We start from the raw sequence: 16907 nt of genomic DNA, 5'->3' as shown, positions 1-16907 counted from the left end.
ATTTATTTCTTCTTTGATTTTTTGTCATTCAGTTTATCGGCAGCATCAGTGGCGTCTTTGTAATTTAGGTCATCGTCTACAACTTCCTTATAAGCTTGAACCCATGCGTTTCTAAATATTCTTGAGACCGTTGGCCAAATTTTGGTCTTAACGTTATTAAGATCTCCTTCTACGGGTATTTTGGTCGCTAAGGTATCTTCCTTGTGGTTTTTTAGAATAAACTTAAAAAAGCCTACAAATCCTTCCCATAGTGTTTTAAGAAATCCGTCGTCTTTGCCTATTAATTTGGCATTTTTTAAAATAGGTTTAAAAGAACCTTTCAAATATCCATCTGCAATAGCTAGTTCTCCGTACAAATCGAAAGAACCTTCATCAAAGTCGATACCTGCATAATAATTGGTGAAATCATTGAGTGCTTTTGCATTGGCATTTTCTAAACTCAGAGAGATATCCATGTCAGGAATTTCCTTTACCAAGTTCATGTCCCCATCTAGTATAACATCTCCATTACCAATAGATGTCGCTGTGGCATGTATGTTAGAAGGAAGCGTTCTGCTCTTTGCAACCACATTTCTAAGGTTTGATGCAGATAATTCTACATTAGATAAATGTAAATCAATATTTGGGTCTGCCTGCAATTGTAAAAAAGCAAATTTCCCGTTCTTAATAGTCAATTGGTTAATATCAATTGGTACCAAATCGGTAAGTGCTTTAGACCAATCTTCTGTATCAGCTACACCGGTGGTGTCCTGTTGATCTTCAAAAACATATAAAATGGTAGGTTCTGTCATTTCAATTTCACTCACAATTTCACCACGAAAAAGAGCTTTCCATTCTACTGAAATATCGGTTTTCTTGAAATCCAAGAAAGGGAGTTCGGTATTACCGTTTACTGTGTTTAGGTACATTCCGTGAATTGTATATGCTCCACGAATAATAGAAAGGTCTATATCCTTTACTTGACCGTAGTAGCCAGGTATATCTGCAAGAACTTTATTAACGTAATTTTTTACAAAATAGGGGAGGGATAAGCGAATTACAACGAGAAGTACAATCAAAACTACCGGTACCACGTATCTTTTTTTCTTATAATATCTCCTATGTACTTCGTTCATAAAATTCAATATTTATATCAAACGTTGATAAGATAAATGATTGAACTTAAAAGTGTTGGGTTATGGAGTGATAGGGGTAAAAGTCTTGCTGTTAGGATTAAAAAAAGATATTATGGATTGTTAAGATAACAATTAAATGAATTTACGCTTTAATTCTTCGGTGGGTATCATGCAAGCCTCTTTTTTACCGTACCATTTGTACCTGTTGGCGGCAATAAAATCGTATACGATATTTCGAAAGGACTCCGGAAGCCATAGTAAAATGGAGGAAATTGTTCTTAACCCTTTTAAATTCTTTCCAATTTCTAGCGCCGCGGTAGATTTTGTGTAATAGGCAATATTGGGCTCAATAAGAATTATGGAATCTATTTCATTAGTATCAATATTTCGCTCAGCCAATAATCTTTCGCCTGTTTCGCTCTGTATAGCTGCATATCTAAAAACATCATTTTCATCTCGCTTAATAGCAAACTGAACACTACTGTTGCATAGGTTGCAAACACCATCAAAAAGAATGATTTTTTTATTTGAATTCACATTGTAAAATTAAAACAATTTTTAATCAACATCTCACAACTTTTCTATAATAAAAATCTCGGTTAGAATTCTAGAATAAGTTGCAATCAGTGCTATATGTAATTTTAAAAGCCATAAATAATCGTATACGATTATTTACAACTAGCTGAAATATAGCATTATTTCTTCTTTTGAACCATTTCTAGTTGGTCTACACTAACATTGGTAGTAAATATGCCATAGTTGACAATAGCCTTCCCTTTTTCAAGTGAATCTATACTACCCACTGCCTTACCGTCTAACATACGAACGCGGTCACCAATTTTAAAAACAGGTCTTGGTTTATTCTTTTCCTTGAAAATAGCTTTCTTCTTTTCAACCTTCTTCTTCTCACGAATAACCTTTACTTCCTTTTGGACTTCTTGAGCCACCTTTGCCTTTTTAGCTCGCTCAGCCTTAGCCTGATTTGCAGTTTTCTTCTTTCTCTTGCTATTTTCGGTTTCAACTATTCTCAATAGCTCCGACACCAAAGGTCTTTTCTTGTTATCCTGAAAATATTTATCTGCGGCAACATTTACTTTATTGCCCAGTTGTATCATGCGCTGATCATGATCGTAGAGTTCTTGGTAGTTTTCTAGTTTAGATTTTATTTTGGCATTTAGCTTTTCTAATCTTTCGTTCTCCTCTCTAGCCTTATCTTCTTCCTCTTTCAACCTAGAGCCTGTTTGTGCCATTTTACTACGTTCTTTCTGCAGTTTAGCAATGGTTGCATCAAAACGGACTTTGCCGCGCTCTATTTTCTTCTTGGCTTTGTTGATGAGTGAGTAGGGGATGCCATTCTTTTGGGCAACCTCAAAAGTAAATGAACTACCCGCTTGTCCTAAAATCAATTGAAAGGTAGGTTCTAATGTTTTTCCATCAAAAAGCATATTTGCATTGGTTACATGTGGTAATTCATTGGCTAATGCTTTTAAGTTGGCGTAGTGGGTGGTAATTACTCCGTATGAGCCTCTTTCGTAGAAAACTTCTAAAAATGCTTCTGCAAGTGCACCGCCTAATTCTGGATCACTTCCAGTACCAAACTCGTCAATTAGGAATAAAGTGTTATTGTCACAACGCTTTAAAAATTGGTTCATGTTCTTTAAGCGGTAACTGTATGTGCTTAAGTGATTTTCAATACTTTGGTTATCGCCAATATCCGTTAAAATCTTTTTAAAGAAGCACACTTCACTTCTTTCATGAACGGGAATCAACATTCCACTTTGAAGCATTACTTGAAGCAGTCCAATTGTTTTTAAGGTGATACTCTTACCGCCTGCATTAGGACCGGAAATGACTATAATTCTATTTTCGTCATGCAGTTCAATTGTTTGCGGATAGGTTTTTTCACCTTTGCGTTTATTATTTAAAAATAGTAGTGGATGATATGCGTCTCGCAAAAACAATCTATTGTTAGAATTGATTTTTGGCAAAAGAGCGTTTATATCCTCTGCGTGCTTAGCTTTTGCCGCTATAACATCTACTTGTGTCAAAAAATCTTGATAATCGCTTAAAAGCGCTCTAAATGGTCTTATTTGATTTGTTAATTGTTTTAGAATACGCTGTACTTCTTCTTTTTCTTCAAACTCTAAATTATTAAGTTCTCGACTATATTTTAGAGAAGCTTCTGGTTCTATGTAGACAATGCTTCCGGTTTTTGACGTGCCCATCACGGCACCTTTTACTTTCTTACGGTACATGGCTTTTACTGCTAAAACACGTCTATTTTCAACCACAGACTCTCTGATCTCATCTAAATAATCTGAAGATTGATACGTGTTTAAGGCAGAACCAAAACTTTGACTGATCTTTCCGCGAACAGCATTTATTTGCCTCCTGATGGTAAACAGCTCTTCTGATGCATTGTCCTTTACCTCTCCAAATCGATCAATCACGTTATTGATTAAAATTGGAATTTCTGTGTTTTGCTCTAGTTTTAAAGCGAAATCATAAAATAGGGGATAGTATTCCTTAAATTTTTTAAAGAACTTTTGATGTTGTGCTACTGTGGTACAAATACTTGCTATTCTTTTGAACCCTTGTAGCTCTAACGTCGTATTTTCAATCTTTAGAAGTTTCAGGTCGGCATTAATGGTGTCGAAACCGTGATTGGGAATTCGATTTTCACTAATAAGAGAAGATAAATATTCGGCTGTTTTGCCAAGCTCTACTTTGATAACTTCGTCAGTAATGAACGGAGCAATTTCTAATGCCGCTTGTTTACCTAGCTCCGTATGGCAACGCGCAGAAACTTGTTGTAATACAGAGGGGAATTCTAAGTCTTGTAATGTTTTGGAATGTATGTTTGCCACGTTCTATTTTAATGAGCTGCAAAGGTACGCATTGACAATGAAATTTTTATTAGTGAGATTGCATTGAGCTTATTTGAATTGTGGTTAATAATGAATGATGATTGATTTTCGCTAAGGTTAATAGTAACTTTGATTCTAAAGTAAAATACGATAATACCATGAATATTGATTTAGATAATAGTTGGGAGAAACAGTTGTCACAAGAATTTGAAAAGCCGTATTTTAAAGAGTTAAAGCAGTTTGTTTCGCTTGAATATGAAGAGTATACGTGTTATCCACAGTATGCTGAGGTTTTTTCAGCTTTTAACCACTGTAAGTTTGAAGAAACCAAAGTGGTTATTTTAGGTCAAGATCCATATCATGGACCTAATCAAGCAAATGGATTGTGTTTTTCGGTTCAGGATGAAATAAAACATCCGCCATCATTGGTCAACATTTTTAAAGAAATTGAAACCGATATGAATACTCCGTACCCAGATAGTGGTAATCTAGAACGATGGGCAAAACAAGGCGTACTCTTATTAAATGCTACGCTTACGGTAAGGGCTCATGAAGCTGGTAGTCATCAAAAACATGGTTGGGAAGTATTTACCAATGCAGTGATTTCAAAATTGTCGGATAATAGGAAAAATATAGTTTTCATGCTCTGGGGCGGGTATGCAAAGAAGAAGGTAAAACTAATAGATGCAAAAAATCATTTTATACTAACATCTGGTCACCCTTCACCCTTAAGCGCAAATCGTGGATATTGGTTTGGAAACCATCATTTTTCTTCTTGTAATAAAATATTAGACGATTTAGGCAATAAAACAATCACGTGGTAAGTTAGATATCTAATAAATGCTTTAAATTTAGATTGTGCTTTGGGGCGCAATGGTAAATCAAAACTTAAATAACAGCTCAAATGAATAATTTAGATAGGTTAAATACTATTTTACTGGTAGATGATGATGATGCAAGCAACTTCTTACATTCCATTTTTATCAATAAATTAGATATGGATGTGAATATCAACTCTGCGCTCAACGGTCAAGAAGCTATAGATTTTATTCTTGGAAAAGGTCAGGAACAATTAGAATTACCGTGTATGGTGATGCTTGATTTAAGAATGCCTGTTATGGACGGATGGCAGTTTATGGATGCTTATGATGCTTTAGTTCCTAAAAAACTTAAAGACCAAATCACTATTGTTCTTGTAACCATAAGTGACAATAAAGAGGATAAAGAACGTGCTGCGGATGATAAATATGTTGCGGATTTTGCTCAGAAACCACTTTCTGATGAAACCTTCAAAGCATTAATTCAAAAGCATTACAGTTTAGCTGCTATTTAATTACTTTAATATTTGCGAGGAGGGAATTACTTTTTCTATCAAATTTAATTCTATTAAGGTCTGTTGAACCTTTTTCAAGGTACTTTCCGGTAGTTGTTTTTGGCTCCATTGAGTTATTTTTAGCCATTCTTGTATATCTTCTAATTTTTGATGATACCTATTTGCTAACGTAGCATCTATTCTAGGTATCTGTTTAAATTCAACCGTATACATGTTAATGATTGCAAGTATGTGGTTCAATATACCCTCGTTCTCTTTTAAAAATGAATTAGTACCTACCAAAACGAAACAAGGCCATGGTGTAGGGCAATTTCCTAAGTGTTTAAAAACTCCACGATCTACAAGTGGTTTTGTAGTAAAACGTTCCCACATGAAGTAATCTGCAGTTCCAGTAGATAAGCCTTCAACAGCCCCTTCTAAATTATTAATTAAATTGAATTTCAAATTTTCAGTGTCCCAGCCCATTTCTGTAGCTTGTACGTAGGACATTAGATGGCTACCGCTACCGTAACGGCTTATAGCGGCAGTAGTATCCTTTAAATCGTTTAGGGAGGTAAAGGAGCTTTTGGCGTCTACGTGAATTCCCCAAAGAAGGGGAGAGGCAATGTATTCTTGAATAATTTTCACCTCATTGCCTTCGGTTATGCTTTTTACAATGCCTTCGGTTAAGATAATTGCAAGGTCGGTCTCGTTGTTTTTGAGCATTTCGCTCATTTTACCCGTACCTTCGGGTACTTCGGTCCATTCTAAATTAATTCCCCTTTCTTCAAAAGCCCCTTCTTCGATGGCCAAGTGCCATGGAAGGTTAAAATGTTCTGGTACACCTATGATCTTAACGGTTTTCATCTAATTTATTTTTAAGGTAATCGTAAATAGCATATTGAGAGCGTATGCTGTCTTCATTAGGTAATTGCGCTACTTTTTTATTAGTGTTTTCCAAATCTAGAACACGTGCTTTTTGATTGTCGTTTAATTGTAGGGCAAGAATATGTTTTAACTCGTCAAAAATATCGGGATCTAGAATAGGGGTCAATACTTCTATTCGTCGGTCTAGGTTACGGGTCATCCAATCTGCAGAACCAATATACATCAGTTCGTCACCTTCATTTTCGAACAGGTAAATTCTGCCATGCTCTAAATAACGATCTACAATACTAGTGATGTAAACATTATCTTTCATTCCGTCGCTAGGGTCATCATTGGCAGTTAGATAGCAACAAAAACCTCTGACTATAAGCCGAACATCTACACCTGCATTAACGGCTCTGTACAATGCCCTAATCATATCAGAATCCTCAAGGCTGTTCATTTTAGCCGTAATAGCAGCTTTTTTACCTTCTCGGGCAGCGTTGATTTCGTTTTGAATAAGATTTAAAAATGTAATTCTAGTGGTAAACGGAGAAACTAAAAGGCGTTTTAGCTTTGGTACTATGATTTTTCGCTCCAAAACCTGAAAAACCTGCCCTAAATCTTTGGTTATTTTTTTATTAGCGGTAAATAGTCCGTGGTCACAATAAATTTTTGATGTTTTAGCGTTGAAATTACCGGTTCCTATATAGGCGTATCGTTTTACTTTGTCCTCTTCCTTTCTAAATACCATTGCTATTTTAGAGTGTACCTTTACTTGAGGTATACTGAAAATAACTTTGGCACCCTTTTCCTCAAAAATACGTCCCCATTTAATGTTATTAGCTTCATCAAACCTAGCTTGGGCTTCTACAAATAAAGTAACCTCTTTGTTATTATCCAATGCGGTTAATATAGCATCTGCCAGTGATGAAGACTTGGCAATGCGATAAATGGTCATTTTTATAGCAATAACATTGGGATCCGTGGCTGCTGTGGTCAGAAATTCCTCAACTACTTTGAAGTCCTGATACGGAAAATGTACCAATTGGTCTTTTACGGAGATACTTTCAAATATATTACTGGTATGCGATAGCACGGGATGTGGTAAAGCCGGTTTTTCTTGATATTGTAAATGTTCCGTTCCATCAGGTAGTGGAAAAGAAAAGAAATCCGACAAATTATGATATGCTCCGCCGGGGGACAAGTCTACCGTGCCCAAGTTAAAATCGGACTTTAGCGATTCTATCAACCAATTTGGCATGCATCCATCATAAAGTAAACGGGTTGCCTGTCCGTATAAACGTTTATCAAGTGAATTGTAGATTTTTTCTACTAATTCAATATCAGAATAGTCATCTTCTAAATATAATTCAGCATCCCTGGAAAGTTTAATGGAATAACAATCGATAATTTCTTTCTGAGGGAGTAATTTTTGAATATTCAATCTTATGGCATCATCCAAATAGCAAAATTGATGTCCGTCGCCAGGTAAACTTATAAATCTGTCTTGGTTTTCTGTGGGTATTTCAACAATACTATATTTTTGGTTAGGGTGCGTTACCGCCAAATAAAGTGCCCCATCCGTTAATTCTAAATTTTCTTTATGTACCGCACAAAACTCTCTTATACGCTTGTCAAATAATGACTCTAAAAACACTTTTTGTTGGTTCGTAAAGTTGGATGTATTGCGAACATAGATATTATGATCTTCTAATTCTGCAAGGGTAGCTTTGATTACATTACCAAACTCAACTTGTTGCTCATTAATCGTTTTTAATATGCGCTGTAAAGTGGTATTGGCCTTAAACATTAGTTTCTTTCGAAACTTTTTGTCTAGATGCTTTATTTGTCGTAGTTGAGAAACACGAACTTTAAAATACTCATCTAGGTTAGATGAAAAGATAGCCAAAAACTTCAATCGTTCTAATAAAGGTGTATCGGTACTTTTTGCTTCAAGTAATACACGTTCATTGAAATAAAGCCAATTAATATCTCTATGCTTCAGGTTGTCTCTTTTCATGATAAGATTTGCGTAAAAATAAGAAGTACAATAGTAAAATATTGTAAAAGTATGTTAAGCCAATCGGTTCAAGCAAAATTCTATTAACCTATCAACTGATTCTGTTGGAGTAATTGAAAACTCACCAGTAGATCTGTTGGCTAAAATGCAATTCATAGAAACCGCCTCATGACCTAAGAGTTGGGCCAAGGCATAAATACCTGAAGTTTCCATTTCTAGGTTGGTTAATTGAAGCTCTTTGAACTTAAACGTCGATAATTTCTCCATCAATTCCATTTGGCTAGGCTTAATTCTTAATTGACGCTGTTGTGGTCCGTAAAACCCTGTATTTGTTGCTGTGAAGCCTAATCGTATACGATTATCATTAAACAGTTTCCCAAGTTTTTCTGAGTAGGAGAGTACATATGGCCTCGCTTTATAAGAATCCCAAGAGGTATGTGCGATAAATTCATCTTCTATTTCTGGAAAGTTGATTTTATCATGCTCATAAAAGTGCAACAAGCCATCAAACCCAATTGAGTATTTACTGATCAAAAAAGAATCAATTGGAATATCTGGTTGTATGGCTCCCGTAGTACCAATTCTAATGATATCTAAAGAAGTGTGTTTCTCTTTAAGTGTTCTTGTCTTAAAATCAATATTTACAAGAGCGTCTAACTCGTTTAAAACGATATCGATATTGTCCGTGCCAATTCCTGTAGATATTACCGAAATACGTTTACCGTTTAAATGACCGGTATGTGTATGGAATTCGCGCTTACCTTTCTTTACTTCTACAGTATCAAAATGTCGAGATACCTGATGAACCCTGTCTGGGTCACCTACGGTAATAATGGTGTTCGCTATATCTTCTGGTAGTAAGTTAAGGTGGTAAATGCTACCATCTTCATTGATGATAAGCTCAGCAGGCTTTAATTGCATGCTATAATTTTAAGATTCGGTTCGTACTAGTGTTGTAGAGGAAATTGTACTTTAAAGCACCTCCTAAATACACATCATTGTCTTGAATGCAAGAGTAATAACTTGTTTGTCCTTTTAAAATCTCTTTTCCTTTTTTAGAAAGGCGAACAGGATTTAGGCTTGTAATCAATGGTTTTAGCCTAGTTATGGCGCGGTCGTACTGTGTGTTAGAAAAACCTAGGTTGCCCTGGTTTTTAAGTAAAACATCCATGTATTCCGTTTTTGATTTTGGTTTCTTGTCAATAGCAAGTTGCAAAATGGTATTCTCCATTTCATTTAAACCGTTATTGATGCTAGGGAAACGTTTTAAATGAGTCTTTACGGCATCACCTAGGTAATCAAATTGATAGTTCTCAAAGTCCGTTAAATTTTCTAAACGAATAGGATTGTTACTACAATATAATTGCCATACATAATCTGCGTATTCTGTATCATCTTGCGACAATACCTTTTTGTTATTATATAAACCTAATAATTGCTCGTCAGAAAGTTCGTTAAGGCTATATAATTTATCGGAATTATCTTCTTTTCCGCTACAGACCAATGATATTTGAGCGTATTTTCTGTGCGTTAACAACCAGCTGATAACCGCTAGCATATTTACTTGACAAAAAAGATCATACTCGAACCAAAGCACGATATGATCTTGTTGTTTGTGGCTACATAAAGACCTGTATTCTTTTAGGGTCTTTTCTATAAACCAAGATTTTGAAACTTTATAATTTTTATTGAGAAACTCGAATCGAGCTTTCCAAAAAGATTCTGTACCTACATTAGGTAAGGTTTGTCCTTCGCATAGCATTTCGCGCCATGTGATGACATCGCCATCTAAGTTTAATTTTTGGAGACGTTCGGTGAAAACATCGCCGTTGGTTATGTGCAAGAGAGAACTCATACCAGGTTTGATTTAGTTTGATTAGATTAAAAATAATACTAATAACAACGTTAAAAAATTATTTAACAGAAAACAAATGGAGCTTTCAAGGTAGTGCTTTTCACTTAATTAACCGCCTACTCGCTTCACAGAAAAGCCTTTATCTTTCAGTATTGCCATGATTTTATCCCTATAATCGCCCTGAATAATAATTTTATTATCCTTGAAACTGCCTCCTACACTAAGTTTAGTCTTCAATTCTTTGGCTAGTTTCTTAAAATCTTCATCGGCGCCGTTGTATCCCTCTAGAATAGTTATTGGTTTGCCTTTACGTTTTTCATACTTACATATGATTGGGTCATCTTGAAGCCAAATAGGATTATCCGTTGATTTTTCAACGGGAGTTTCCTCAGCCTCATGATCGGGGAATAAGTTCTTTAACTGGTCTTTAAGATCCATATGAATTACTTTTTAATTAACCCAAGGTCTATTAATCTTTCATGTAAAAATTCACCAGCTGTAATATCTTCGTACAGCTTCGGGTGGTCTTCGTCAATGCAGTTCTCAAGGCAATTTAAAGGCATCTCACTAACAGGGTGCATAAAAAATGGAACCGAATATCTAGATGTGCCCCATAATTCTCTTGGCGGATTAACTACTTGATGTATGGTAGACAATAGTTTGTTGTTCGTAAGACGAGAAAGCATGTCGCCAACGTTGATCATCAATTGATCTGGTCTTGCAATGGCATCAACCCACTCCCCATCGTGGTTTTGTACTTGAAGTCCCTTACCATGAGCACCCATTAACAGTGTAATAAGGTTAATATCTCCATGAGCTGCTGCTCTTACAGCGTTTTTAGGTTCAGATGTAATTGGTGGATAATGTATAGGACGCAAGATTGAATTTCCATTTTTAATGAAATCATCAAAATAAAATTCATCTAAATTCAAATGTAAAGCCAAAGCACGTAAAACGTATCTGGCAGTTTTCTCTAACATTTTATAGGTTTCTTTACCTACTTCATTAAATTTTGGAAGTTCTTCTACTATTACATTTGCAGGATATTCCTTTTCTAGTTCGTCATTATCTTCTACATATTGTCCAAAATGCCAGAACTCCTTTAAATCGCCTTCTTTTCTACCCTTGGCGTGCTCCTTGCCAAATGAAGTATAACCGCGTTGCCCACCAATACCTTCAATTTGGTATCCATCCTTTACATCACTAGGTAAATCAAAAAATTCCTTAATTTCTGAATATAAGGTATCCACAAATTCCTCGGATAAAAAATGTCCGCTTAATGCTACGAATCCAATATCTTCAAATGCTTTTCCAATTTCATTAATAAACTTTTGTTTTCTTTTTGGGTCTTCCGAAAGAAAATCCGACAAATCAACACTAGGTACTAAGCTCATATTTTAAAAGATTTTACGTAAAATTAATAATTATTGTCCATTTATAAGCGTTGTTATAATCGATACTTGCTATATGCATTTTTGTTACATTTATATTTTAATAGCCAAAATTGACCTAATTAATGAATTATACTGATTTTAAAGTAGCTCAAGATGTTAAGTTAACACTTTACAAATCAATGCTTAAGCCTCGTATGATTGAGGAGAAAATGTTGATTCTACTGCGTCAAGGCAAGGTTTCTAAATGGTTTAGTGGCATTGGTCAAGAAGCAATTTCCATTGGCGTTACTTCGGCTTTAGATGATGAAGAATACATCCTTCCCATGCATAGAAACCTTGGGGTGTTTACTACCAGAGAGATTCCTTTATACAGATTATTTGCACAATGGCAGGGTAAAGCAAGCGGATTCACTCAGGGAAGAGATCGTAGTTTTCATTTTGGTACCCAAGATTTTAAGATTGTAGGGATGATATCACATTTGGGTCCGCAATTGGGTGTGGCAGATGGTATAGCTCTTGCACATAAATTAAAAAAGGAAAAGAAGGTAACCGCTGTTTTTACAGGAGAAGGAGCTACTAGTGAAGGTGATTTTCATGAAGCTTTGAACGTGGCTTCGGTATGGGATTTACCGGTGCTTTTCTGTGTGGAGAATAATGGCTACGGATTATCAACACCCACAAATGAGCAATTTAGGTGTGAAAATATTGCGGATAAGGGAGCTGGCTACGGCATGGAATCCCACATCATAGACGGTAACAATATTTTGGAAGTTTTTTTTAAAGTCTCTCATTTGGTAAGGGATATGAGAATAAACCCTAGACCTGTGTTGTTAGAATTTAAGACTTTTCGCATGCGTGGGCATGAAGAAGCAAGTGGAACAAAATATGTGCCTCAGGAACTTTTAGATACTTGGGCAGAGAAAGATCCCTTGGAGAATTATACACAATATCTAATTGGTGAGAAGTTGTTGACTGAGGAAAGTATTGCCAATTACAAGGCAGATATTCAAGCTGAAATAGATGAACATCTAAGAATAGCCTTTAGTGAAGATACGATTACACCTAATGAAAGTAAAGAATTAAGTGAGGTATATCAAAAATTTGATTTAAAAGAAATTAGACCAAGTAGATTTGTAACTAATATTCGTCTAGTCGATGCTATTTCTGAAGGATTACGACAGTCTATGAAGAAATTTGACAATCTTGTCATCATGGGGCAAGACGTTGCGGAATATGGAGGGGTATTTAAAATAACAGACGGTTTTGTAAATGACTTTGGTAAAGAGCGCGTACGTAATACACCCATCTGTGAGTCGGCAATTGTATCGGCAGCTATGGGATTATCCATTAACGGAATGAAGGCGGTTATGGAGATGCAATTTGCAGATTTTGCGAGTAGCGGATTTAACCCTATAGTTAATTATTTAGCGAAGAGTTATTACCGTTGGGGCGAAAAAGCCGATGTGGTTATTAGAATGCCTTGTGGTGGTGGTGTTGCTGCCGGACCATTTCATTCACAAACAAATGAAGCGTGGTTTACTAAAACTCCCGGTCTAAAAGTAGTATATCCTGCATTTCCTTATGATGCAAAAGGTTTGTTGACAACTGCCATAGAAGACCCTAATCCAGTTCTGTTTTTTGAACATAAGGGGTTATATAGAAGTCTTTATCAGGAAGTACCTGTGGATTACTATACATTACCATTAGGTAAGGCAAGTCTTTTAAAACAAGGCGATCAGATTAGCATTGTAACCTATGGTGCTGGTGTGCATTGGGCATTAGAAGCTTTGGAAAATAATCCAGAAATACGAGCAGACCTTTTGGATTTAAGAACCTTACAGCCTTTAGATACCAAAGCTATTTATGATTCTGTGGTAAGAACAGGAAAATTGATTATTCTTCAAGAAGATAGCTTGTTTGGTGGTATTGCCAGTGATATTTCTGCTATGGTAATGGAAAATTGCTTTGAGTATTTAGATGGACCAATAAAAAGAGTAGGTAGTCTAGAAACTCCTATTCCTTTCGATGCTAACTTAGAGCAGCAATATCTTGCAAAATCAAGATTTGAATCTGATTTAAAAGAACTAATCGCGTATTAGTTAAACTGCCTTGGGTTAACCCATAATACATACTAAAAGAGCAAATGTTAAAATTTCTACGGCTTCCGACTGGGTTGGCAAGCCGCAAAGCATTATAAAAGCGCGTCTTGAGTAAACCCGTTAACAAATTTGTTAAAAGAGGTAAAAGGTTAGCATGTTTAGCAACATCTTTGCATTGTCATTTGGTCGAATACATGGATTTTTTTCATCCAACAAATGACAATTAACGTATATAAATCAAACCTAAATATTTACTTATGAAAAAAATGATTTTGCTTTTTAGTATTGTTCTTTTAGCATTTTCATGTTCAGTGTCTAAAGACGCTAGAGCAAAGCGCAATCTATTAAGCGGCACCTGGGCATTAAATAATGTTTCATTTGAAGGGAATACTGGTAATGTAAAAGCGGTATTATTCAATGATGTAGAGGATATTTGCCTAGAAGGCAGTGAGTGGTTCTTTCGTGACAACAATAGTACGGGACGTTATACAATTGCCCCATCAACATTTTGTACCGGTGGAGATCGTTACATTAGATGGTCTGTTGTAGAGCGTGAAGAGAACTACACTAGCCAATTACAGTTCAAATTTATCAACGAAAAAAATCAAGATATTTCTGGAGGTGCAGGTTACCGATTAAATATTGAAAACCTTACCGAAAATGCTATGACCTTAAAATCTAATGTTATGGTAGAAGGCACACCAATAAATGTCATTTACGAATTCAGTAAAAAATAAAACCTACTTAAAATTTAAATTAAGCATATGAAAACAATGATATTACGCAGAACTAGTTACTTTCTTGCTCTTGCCTTGGTAATGAGCTGTAGTACAGTTAAAAATGCAAATAAAACACAAAAAGGCGCTGTTATAGGGGCATCTGGTGGTGCCGTTATTGGTGGTATTTTAGGAAACAATGTTGGTAGTGGTAACAATACAGCTTTAGGTGCAATTTTAGGAGCAGCTATTGGTGGTGCCGCTGGTGGTTACATTGGTAATAGAATGGACCGTCAAGCAGAACGTATTGAAGAAGAAATTCCTGGTGCAGAAGTAAAACGTGTGGGAGAAGGTATTAATGTTACCTTTAATGAAGATGCCGGTGTGTATTTTGATACCAACAAAAGTAATGTACAAGGTACATCTGCAGCTACTTTAGATAAATTGGTAAGTATTTTTAAAGAATATCCTCAATCCAATATTTTAGTAGAAGGTCATACGGATAGTGCTGGAGCTGACGAGTATAATTTAAATCTGTCTAAGCAAAGAGCAGAATCTGTAACTAACTATTTAGTAAGTAAGGGAGTAAATGCTAGCCGTTTTGATACAAAATGGTATGGTGAAACACAACCAGTAGGTGATAATTCTACTACAGCTGGTAAAGCTAAGAACAGACGTGTTGAGTTGGCTATAGTTGCAAGTGAGTCTTTAAAACAAGAAGCACAAACGCAAACCAACTAAGAGATACAAATTTTAGTATTGAGTTAAAATTAAAGCCTTGCATTTGCAGGGCTTTTTTGTTTTTGGTGTAACTTCCATGCAGTGAAAGAGCATGGCATACTAATTATTGGAGGTGGATTGGCAGGGTTGACTGCTGCTATTCACTTGGTTTTGGAAGGATTGGATGTCGCCGTTATTGAAATGCAACAATATCCACATCATAAGGTATGTGGTGAATATGTATCTAAAGAAATTGACCCGTATTTAAAACGATTAGGAGTAGACCTAAAGGCTAAAGGGGCTAAAGATATTTCACAATTTCAAATAAGTACAGCAGACGGATATATAACTGAGACCGATTTACCCTTGGGCGGATTTGGCATAAGTAGATATGCGCTTGATCAATTGTTATACTTAAGAGCTCAGGAACTTGGCGTACAGTTTTATTTTGAAAAAGTGATTGAAACAGTTTTCAAGGGAGACGTTTTTACTATCAAAACTAAGTCCGGATGCTATTCTTCTAAAATAGCCATAGGTGCCTATGGTAAACGTTCTGTTATTGATAAAACTTTAAATAGAGACTTCAGTAAGAAAAAGCAATCGTGGTTGGCGGTTAAGGCACATTATGAACTTGAAGATTTTCAGGAGGATGTAGTGGCTTTACACAATTTTAATGGTGGTTATGGCGGACTCTCAAAAACGGAAACCGGAGCGGTTAATTTTTGTTATCTAGTTAATTATGAAAGTTTTAAAAAATACAAGGATATTCAAAATTTCAATACCGTTGTGGTTTCAGAGAACCCATATTTAAAAGAGTTTCTGTCCAATGCAATTCCTGTTTTTGAGAAACCTATGACCATTGCTCAAATCGCATTTGACGAAAAAGATAATGTGGTAGATCACATGCTAATGTGTGGCGATACTGCTGGGCTTATTCATCCACTTTGTGGTAATGGTATGGCCATGGCTATTCATAGTGCAAAAATAGCTTCAGAGTTAATTTTAAAATATGTTAACGAATCTGGTTATAATCGCAATGATTTGGAAATGGATTATAAAAAGGCTTGGTCAAAAGCTTTTGGTAAGCGTTTGTGGTTCGGTAGAAAATTACAGAGTATTTTAATAAATAAGAGATTAGTATCCATGGGAATTAAATCCGTCGGAAAATCGAAATCATTATTGAAGTTTATTATATCTAAAACCCATGGAGAACTAATATCGTAATGGTAGATTTTACACAAAGAAGTAGTGAAGTGGAGATTATGGATACCTTTTCAGGTACCACTAATGAGTTGGAAACGATACTGCAAGACATTAATAGGGTAAATAAATTACTTGGGGGCTATAGTATTACCTTAGATGCTGTATTTGAGTTACTTGAAAAGGAAATTAAAGAATCGTATACGATTTTAGATATGGGTTGTGCGGAAGGAACTATGCTTAGAAAGCTAGCAGAAGAAGCAAAAAAGCGGAATGTAAGCCTTAAGTTGATTGGTGTAGATTTTAATGAACAGGGTTTACAATTAGCAAAGCAATATTCGGCTGATTACCCTGAGATTAGTTACTTGAATACAGACATCTTAAGTGCTGATTTTTCTGGATGGGATGTTGATGTGGTAATGACGACTTTGACCTTGCATCATTTTTCGGATGAAGGCGTAATTAAGTTTGTAAATCGGTTTGTAGATATCGCAAAATTAGGGGTGGTCATAAATGATTTGGAACGTAGTCCCGTTGCCTATTATTTATTTAAGGCATTCAGTTTCTTTTTCATTAAAACGAAGATTGCAAAGAAAGACGGACTGTTATCTATCCGTAGGGCTTTTAAAAAAGAAGAATTACAGCATTTTGCTACCCAGGTTACCAATGCATCTCATATCATTAAATGGAAATGGGCTTTTAGATATGTATGGATTTTAAAAAAGAAATAGGTAGATTG

16 protein-coding genes are annotated in these 16907 nt (G+C 35.6%); 7 read left to right on the top strand and 9 right to left on the bottom strand.

The window, feature by feature from the left end; genetic code table 11:
- Positions 1 to 2 precede the first annotated feature (2 nt).
- The 3 genes from P177_RS11150 to P177_RS11140 all read right to left on the bottom strand — a co-directional run bounded on the left by P177_RS11150 (position 3) and on the right by P177_RS11140 (position 3982).
- Complete coding sequence (locus P177_RS11150) at positions 3 to 1115, bottom strand: AsmA family protein (protein ID WP_036154764.1); 1113 nt, start codon at positions 1113 to 1115, stop codon at positions 3 to 5.
- Positions 1116 to 1247: 132 nt separating this feature from the next.
- Complete coding sequence (locus tag P177_RS11145) at positions 1248 to 1652, bottom strand: thiol-disulfide oxidoreductase DCC family protein (protein WP_036154763.1); 405 nt, start codon at positions 1650 to 1652, stop codon at positions 1248 to 1250.
- A gap of 158 nt (positions 1653 to 1810) precedes the next feature.
- A complete protein-coding gene (locus P177_RS11140) occupies positions 1811 to 3982 on the bottom strand; it encodes an endonuclease MutS2 (RefSeq protein WP_036154762.1) in 2172 nt (723 codons plus the stop codon).
- A gap of 158 nt (positions 3983 to 4140) precedes the next feature.
- Between P177_RS11140 and P177_RS11135 the strand changes: the two genes are divergently transcribed.
- On the top strand, positions 4141 to 4806 hold the full coding sequence (locus P177_RS11135) for a uracil-DNA glycosylase (RefSeq protein ID WP_036158263.1): 666 nt from the start codon (positions 4141 to 4143) through the stop codon (positions 4804 to 4806).
- A gap of 80 nt (positions 4807 to 4886) precedes the next feature.
- Positions 4887 to 5315: a response regulator gene (locus P177_RS11130; protein WP_036154761.1), complete on the top strand. Its 429-nt coding sequence runs from the start codon at positions 4887 to 4889 to the stop codon at positions 5313 to 5315.
- Here P177_RS11130 and P177_RS11125 read toward each other — a convergent pair whose 3' ends face one another.
- From P177_RS11125 to P177_RS11100, 6 genes are all read right to left on the bottom strand, one after another.
- Positions 5316 to 6161, bottom strand: coding sequence for a substrate-binding domain-containing protein (locus P177_RS11125; RefSeq protein ID WP_036154760.1), 846 nt, complete (start codon positions 6159 to 6161; stop codon positions 5316 to 5318).
- Positions 6148 to 8184 carry a polyphosphate kinase 1 gene (gene ppk1, locus P177_RS11120; protein ID WP_036154759.1) on the bottom strand — a complete coding sequence of 679 codons (2037 nt, stop codon included), beginning with the start codon at positions 8182 to 8184 and terminating at the stop codon, positions 6148 to 6150. Before ppk1 ends, P177_RS11125 begins: the two co-directional genes overlap by 14 nt.
- A 54-nt stretch (positions 8185 to 8238) precedes the next feature.
- Positions 8239 to 9105: a nucleoside phosphorylase gene (locus P177_RS11115; RefSeq protein ID WP_036154757.1), complete on the bottom strand. Its 867-nt coding sequence runs from the start codon at positions 9103 to 9105 to the stop codon at positions 8239 to 8241.
- Between the two features lies 1 nt (position 9106).
- Entirely contained in the window at positions 9107 to 10039 is a 933-nt protein-coding gene (locus P177_RS11110; protein ID WP_036154755.1) for a DUF1835 domain-containing protein, read from the bottom strand.
- A 108-nt stretch (positions 10040 to 10147) separates the two neighbouring features.
- A complete protein-coding gene (locus P177_RS11105) occupies positions 10148 to 10477 on the bottom strand; it encodes a translation initiation factor (protein WP_036154753.1) in 330 nt (109 codons plus the stop codon).
- Positions 10478 to 10482: 5 nt separating this feature from the next.
- Positions 10483 to 11433: an isopenicillin N synthase family dioxygenase gene (locus P177_RS11100; RefSeq protein WP_036154750.1), complete on the bottom strand. Its 951-nt coding sequence runs from the start codon at positions 11431 to 11433 to the stop codon at positions 10483 to 10485.
- Positions 11434 to 11555: 122 nt separating this feature from the next.
- Between P177_RS11100 and P177_RS11095 the strand changes: the two genes are divergently transcribed.
- The 5 genes from P177_RS11095 to P177_RS11075 all read left to right on the top strand — a co-directional run bounded on the left by P177_RS11095 (position 11556) and on the right by P177_RS11075 (position 16899).
- Positions 11556 to 13532: an alpha-ketoacid dehydrogenase subunit alpha/beta gene (locus tag P177_RS11095; protein ID WP_036154748.1), complete on the top strand. Its 1977-nt coding sequence runs from the start codon at positions 11556 to 11558 to the stop codon at positions 13530 to 13532.
- A gap of 257 nt (positions 13533 to 13789) precedes the next feature.
- Positions 13790 to 14269: a lipocalin family protein gene (locus P177_RS11090; protein ID WP_036154747.1), complete on the top strand. Its 480-nt coding sequence runs from the start codon at positions 13790 to 13792 to the stop codon at positions 14267 to 14269.
- Positions 14270 to 14296: 27 nt separating this feature from the next.
- Complete coding sequence (locus tag P177_RS11085; protein ID WP_036154745.1) at positions 14297 to 14989, top strand: OmpA family protein; 693 nt, start codon at positions 14297 to 14299, stop codon at positions 14987 to 14989.
- Between the two features lie 81 nt (positions 14990 to 15070).
- Positions 15071 to 16192, top strand: a complete 1122-nt coding sequence (locus P177_RS11080; protein ID WP_036154743.1) for an NAD(P)/FAD-dependent oxidoreductase — start codon at positions 15071 to 15073, stop codon at positions 16190 to 16192.
- Positions 16192 to 16899: a methyltransferase domain-containing protein gene (locus P177_RS11075; RefSeq protein ID WP_036154741.1), complete on the top strand. Its 708-nt coding sequence runs from the start codon at positions 16192 to 16194 to the stop codon at positions 16897 to 16899. The genes P177_RS11080 and P177_RS11075 overlap by 1 nt, the downstream gene beginning before the upstream one ends.
- Positions 16900 to 16907: the final 8 nt, after the last annotated feature.

Source organism: Maribacter forsetii DSM 18668 (genome assembly GCF_000744105.1).
Classification (GTDB): domain Bacteria; phylum Bacteroidota; class Bacteroidia; order Flavobacteriales; family Flavobacteriaceae; genus Maribacter; species Maribacter forsetii.
Note: the sequence above shows the minus strand (reverse complement) of the source record. Positions and strands in the feature narration are given on the sequence as shown.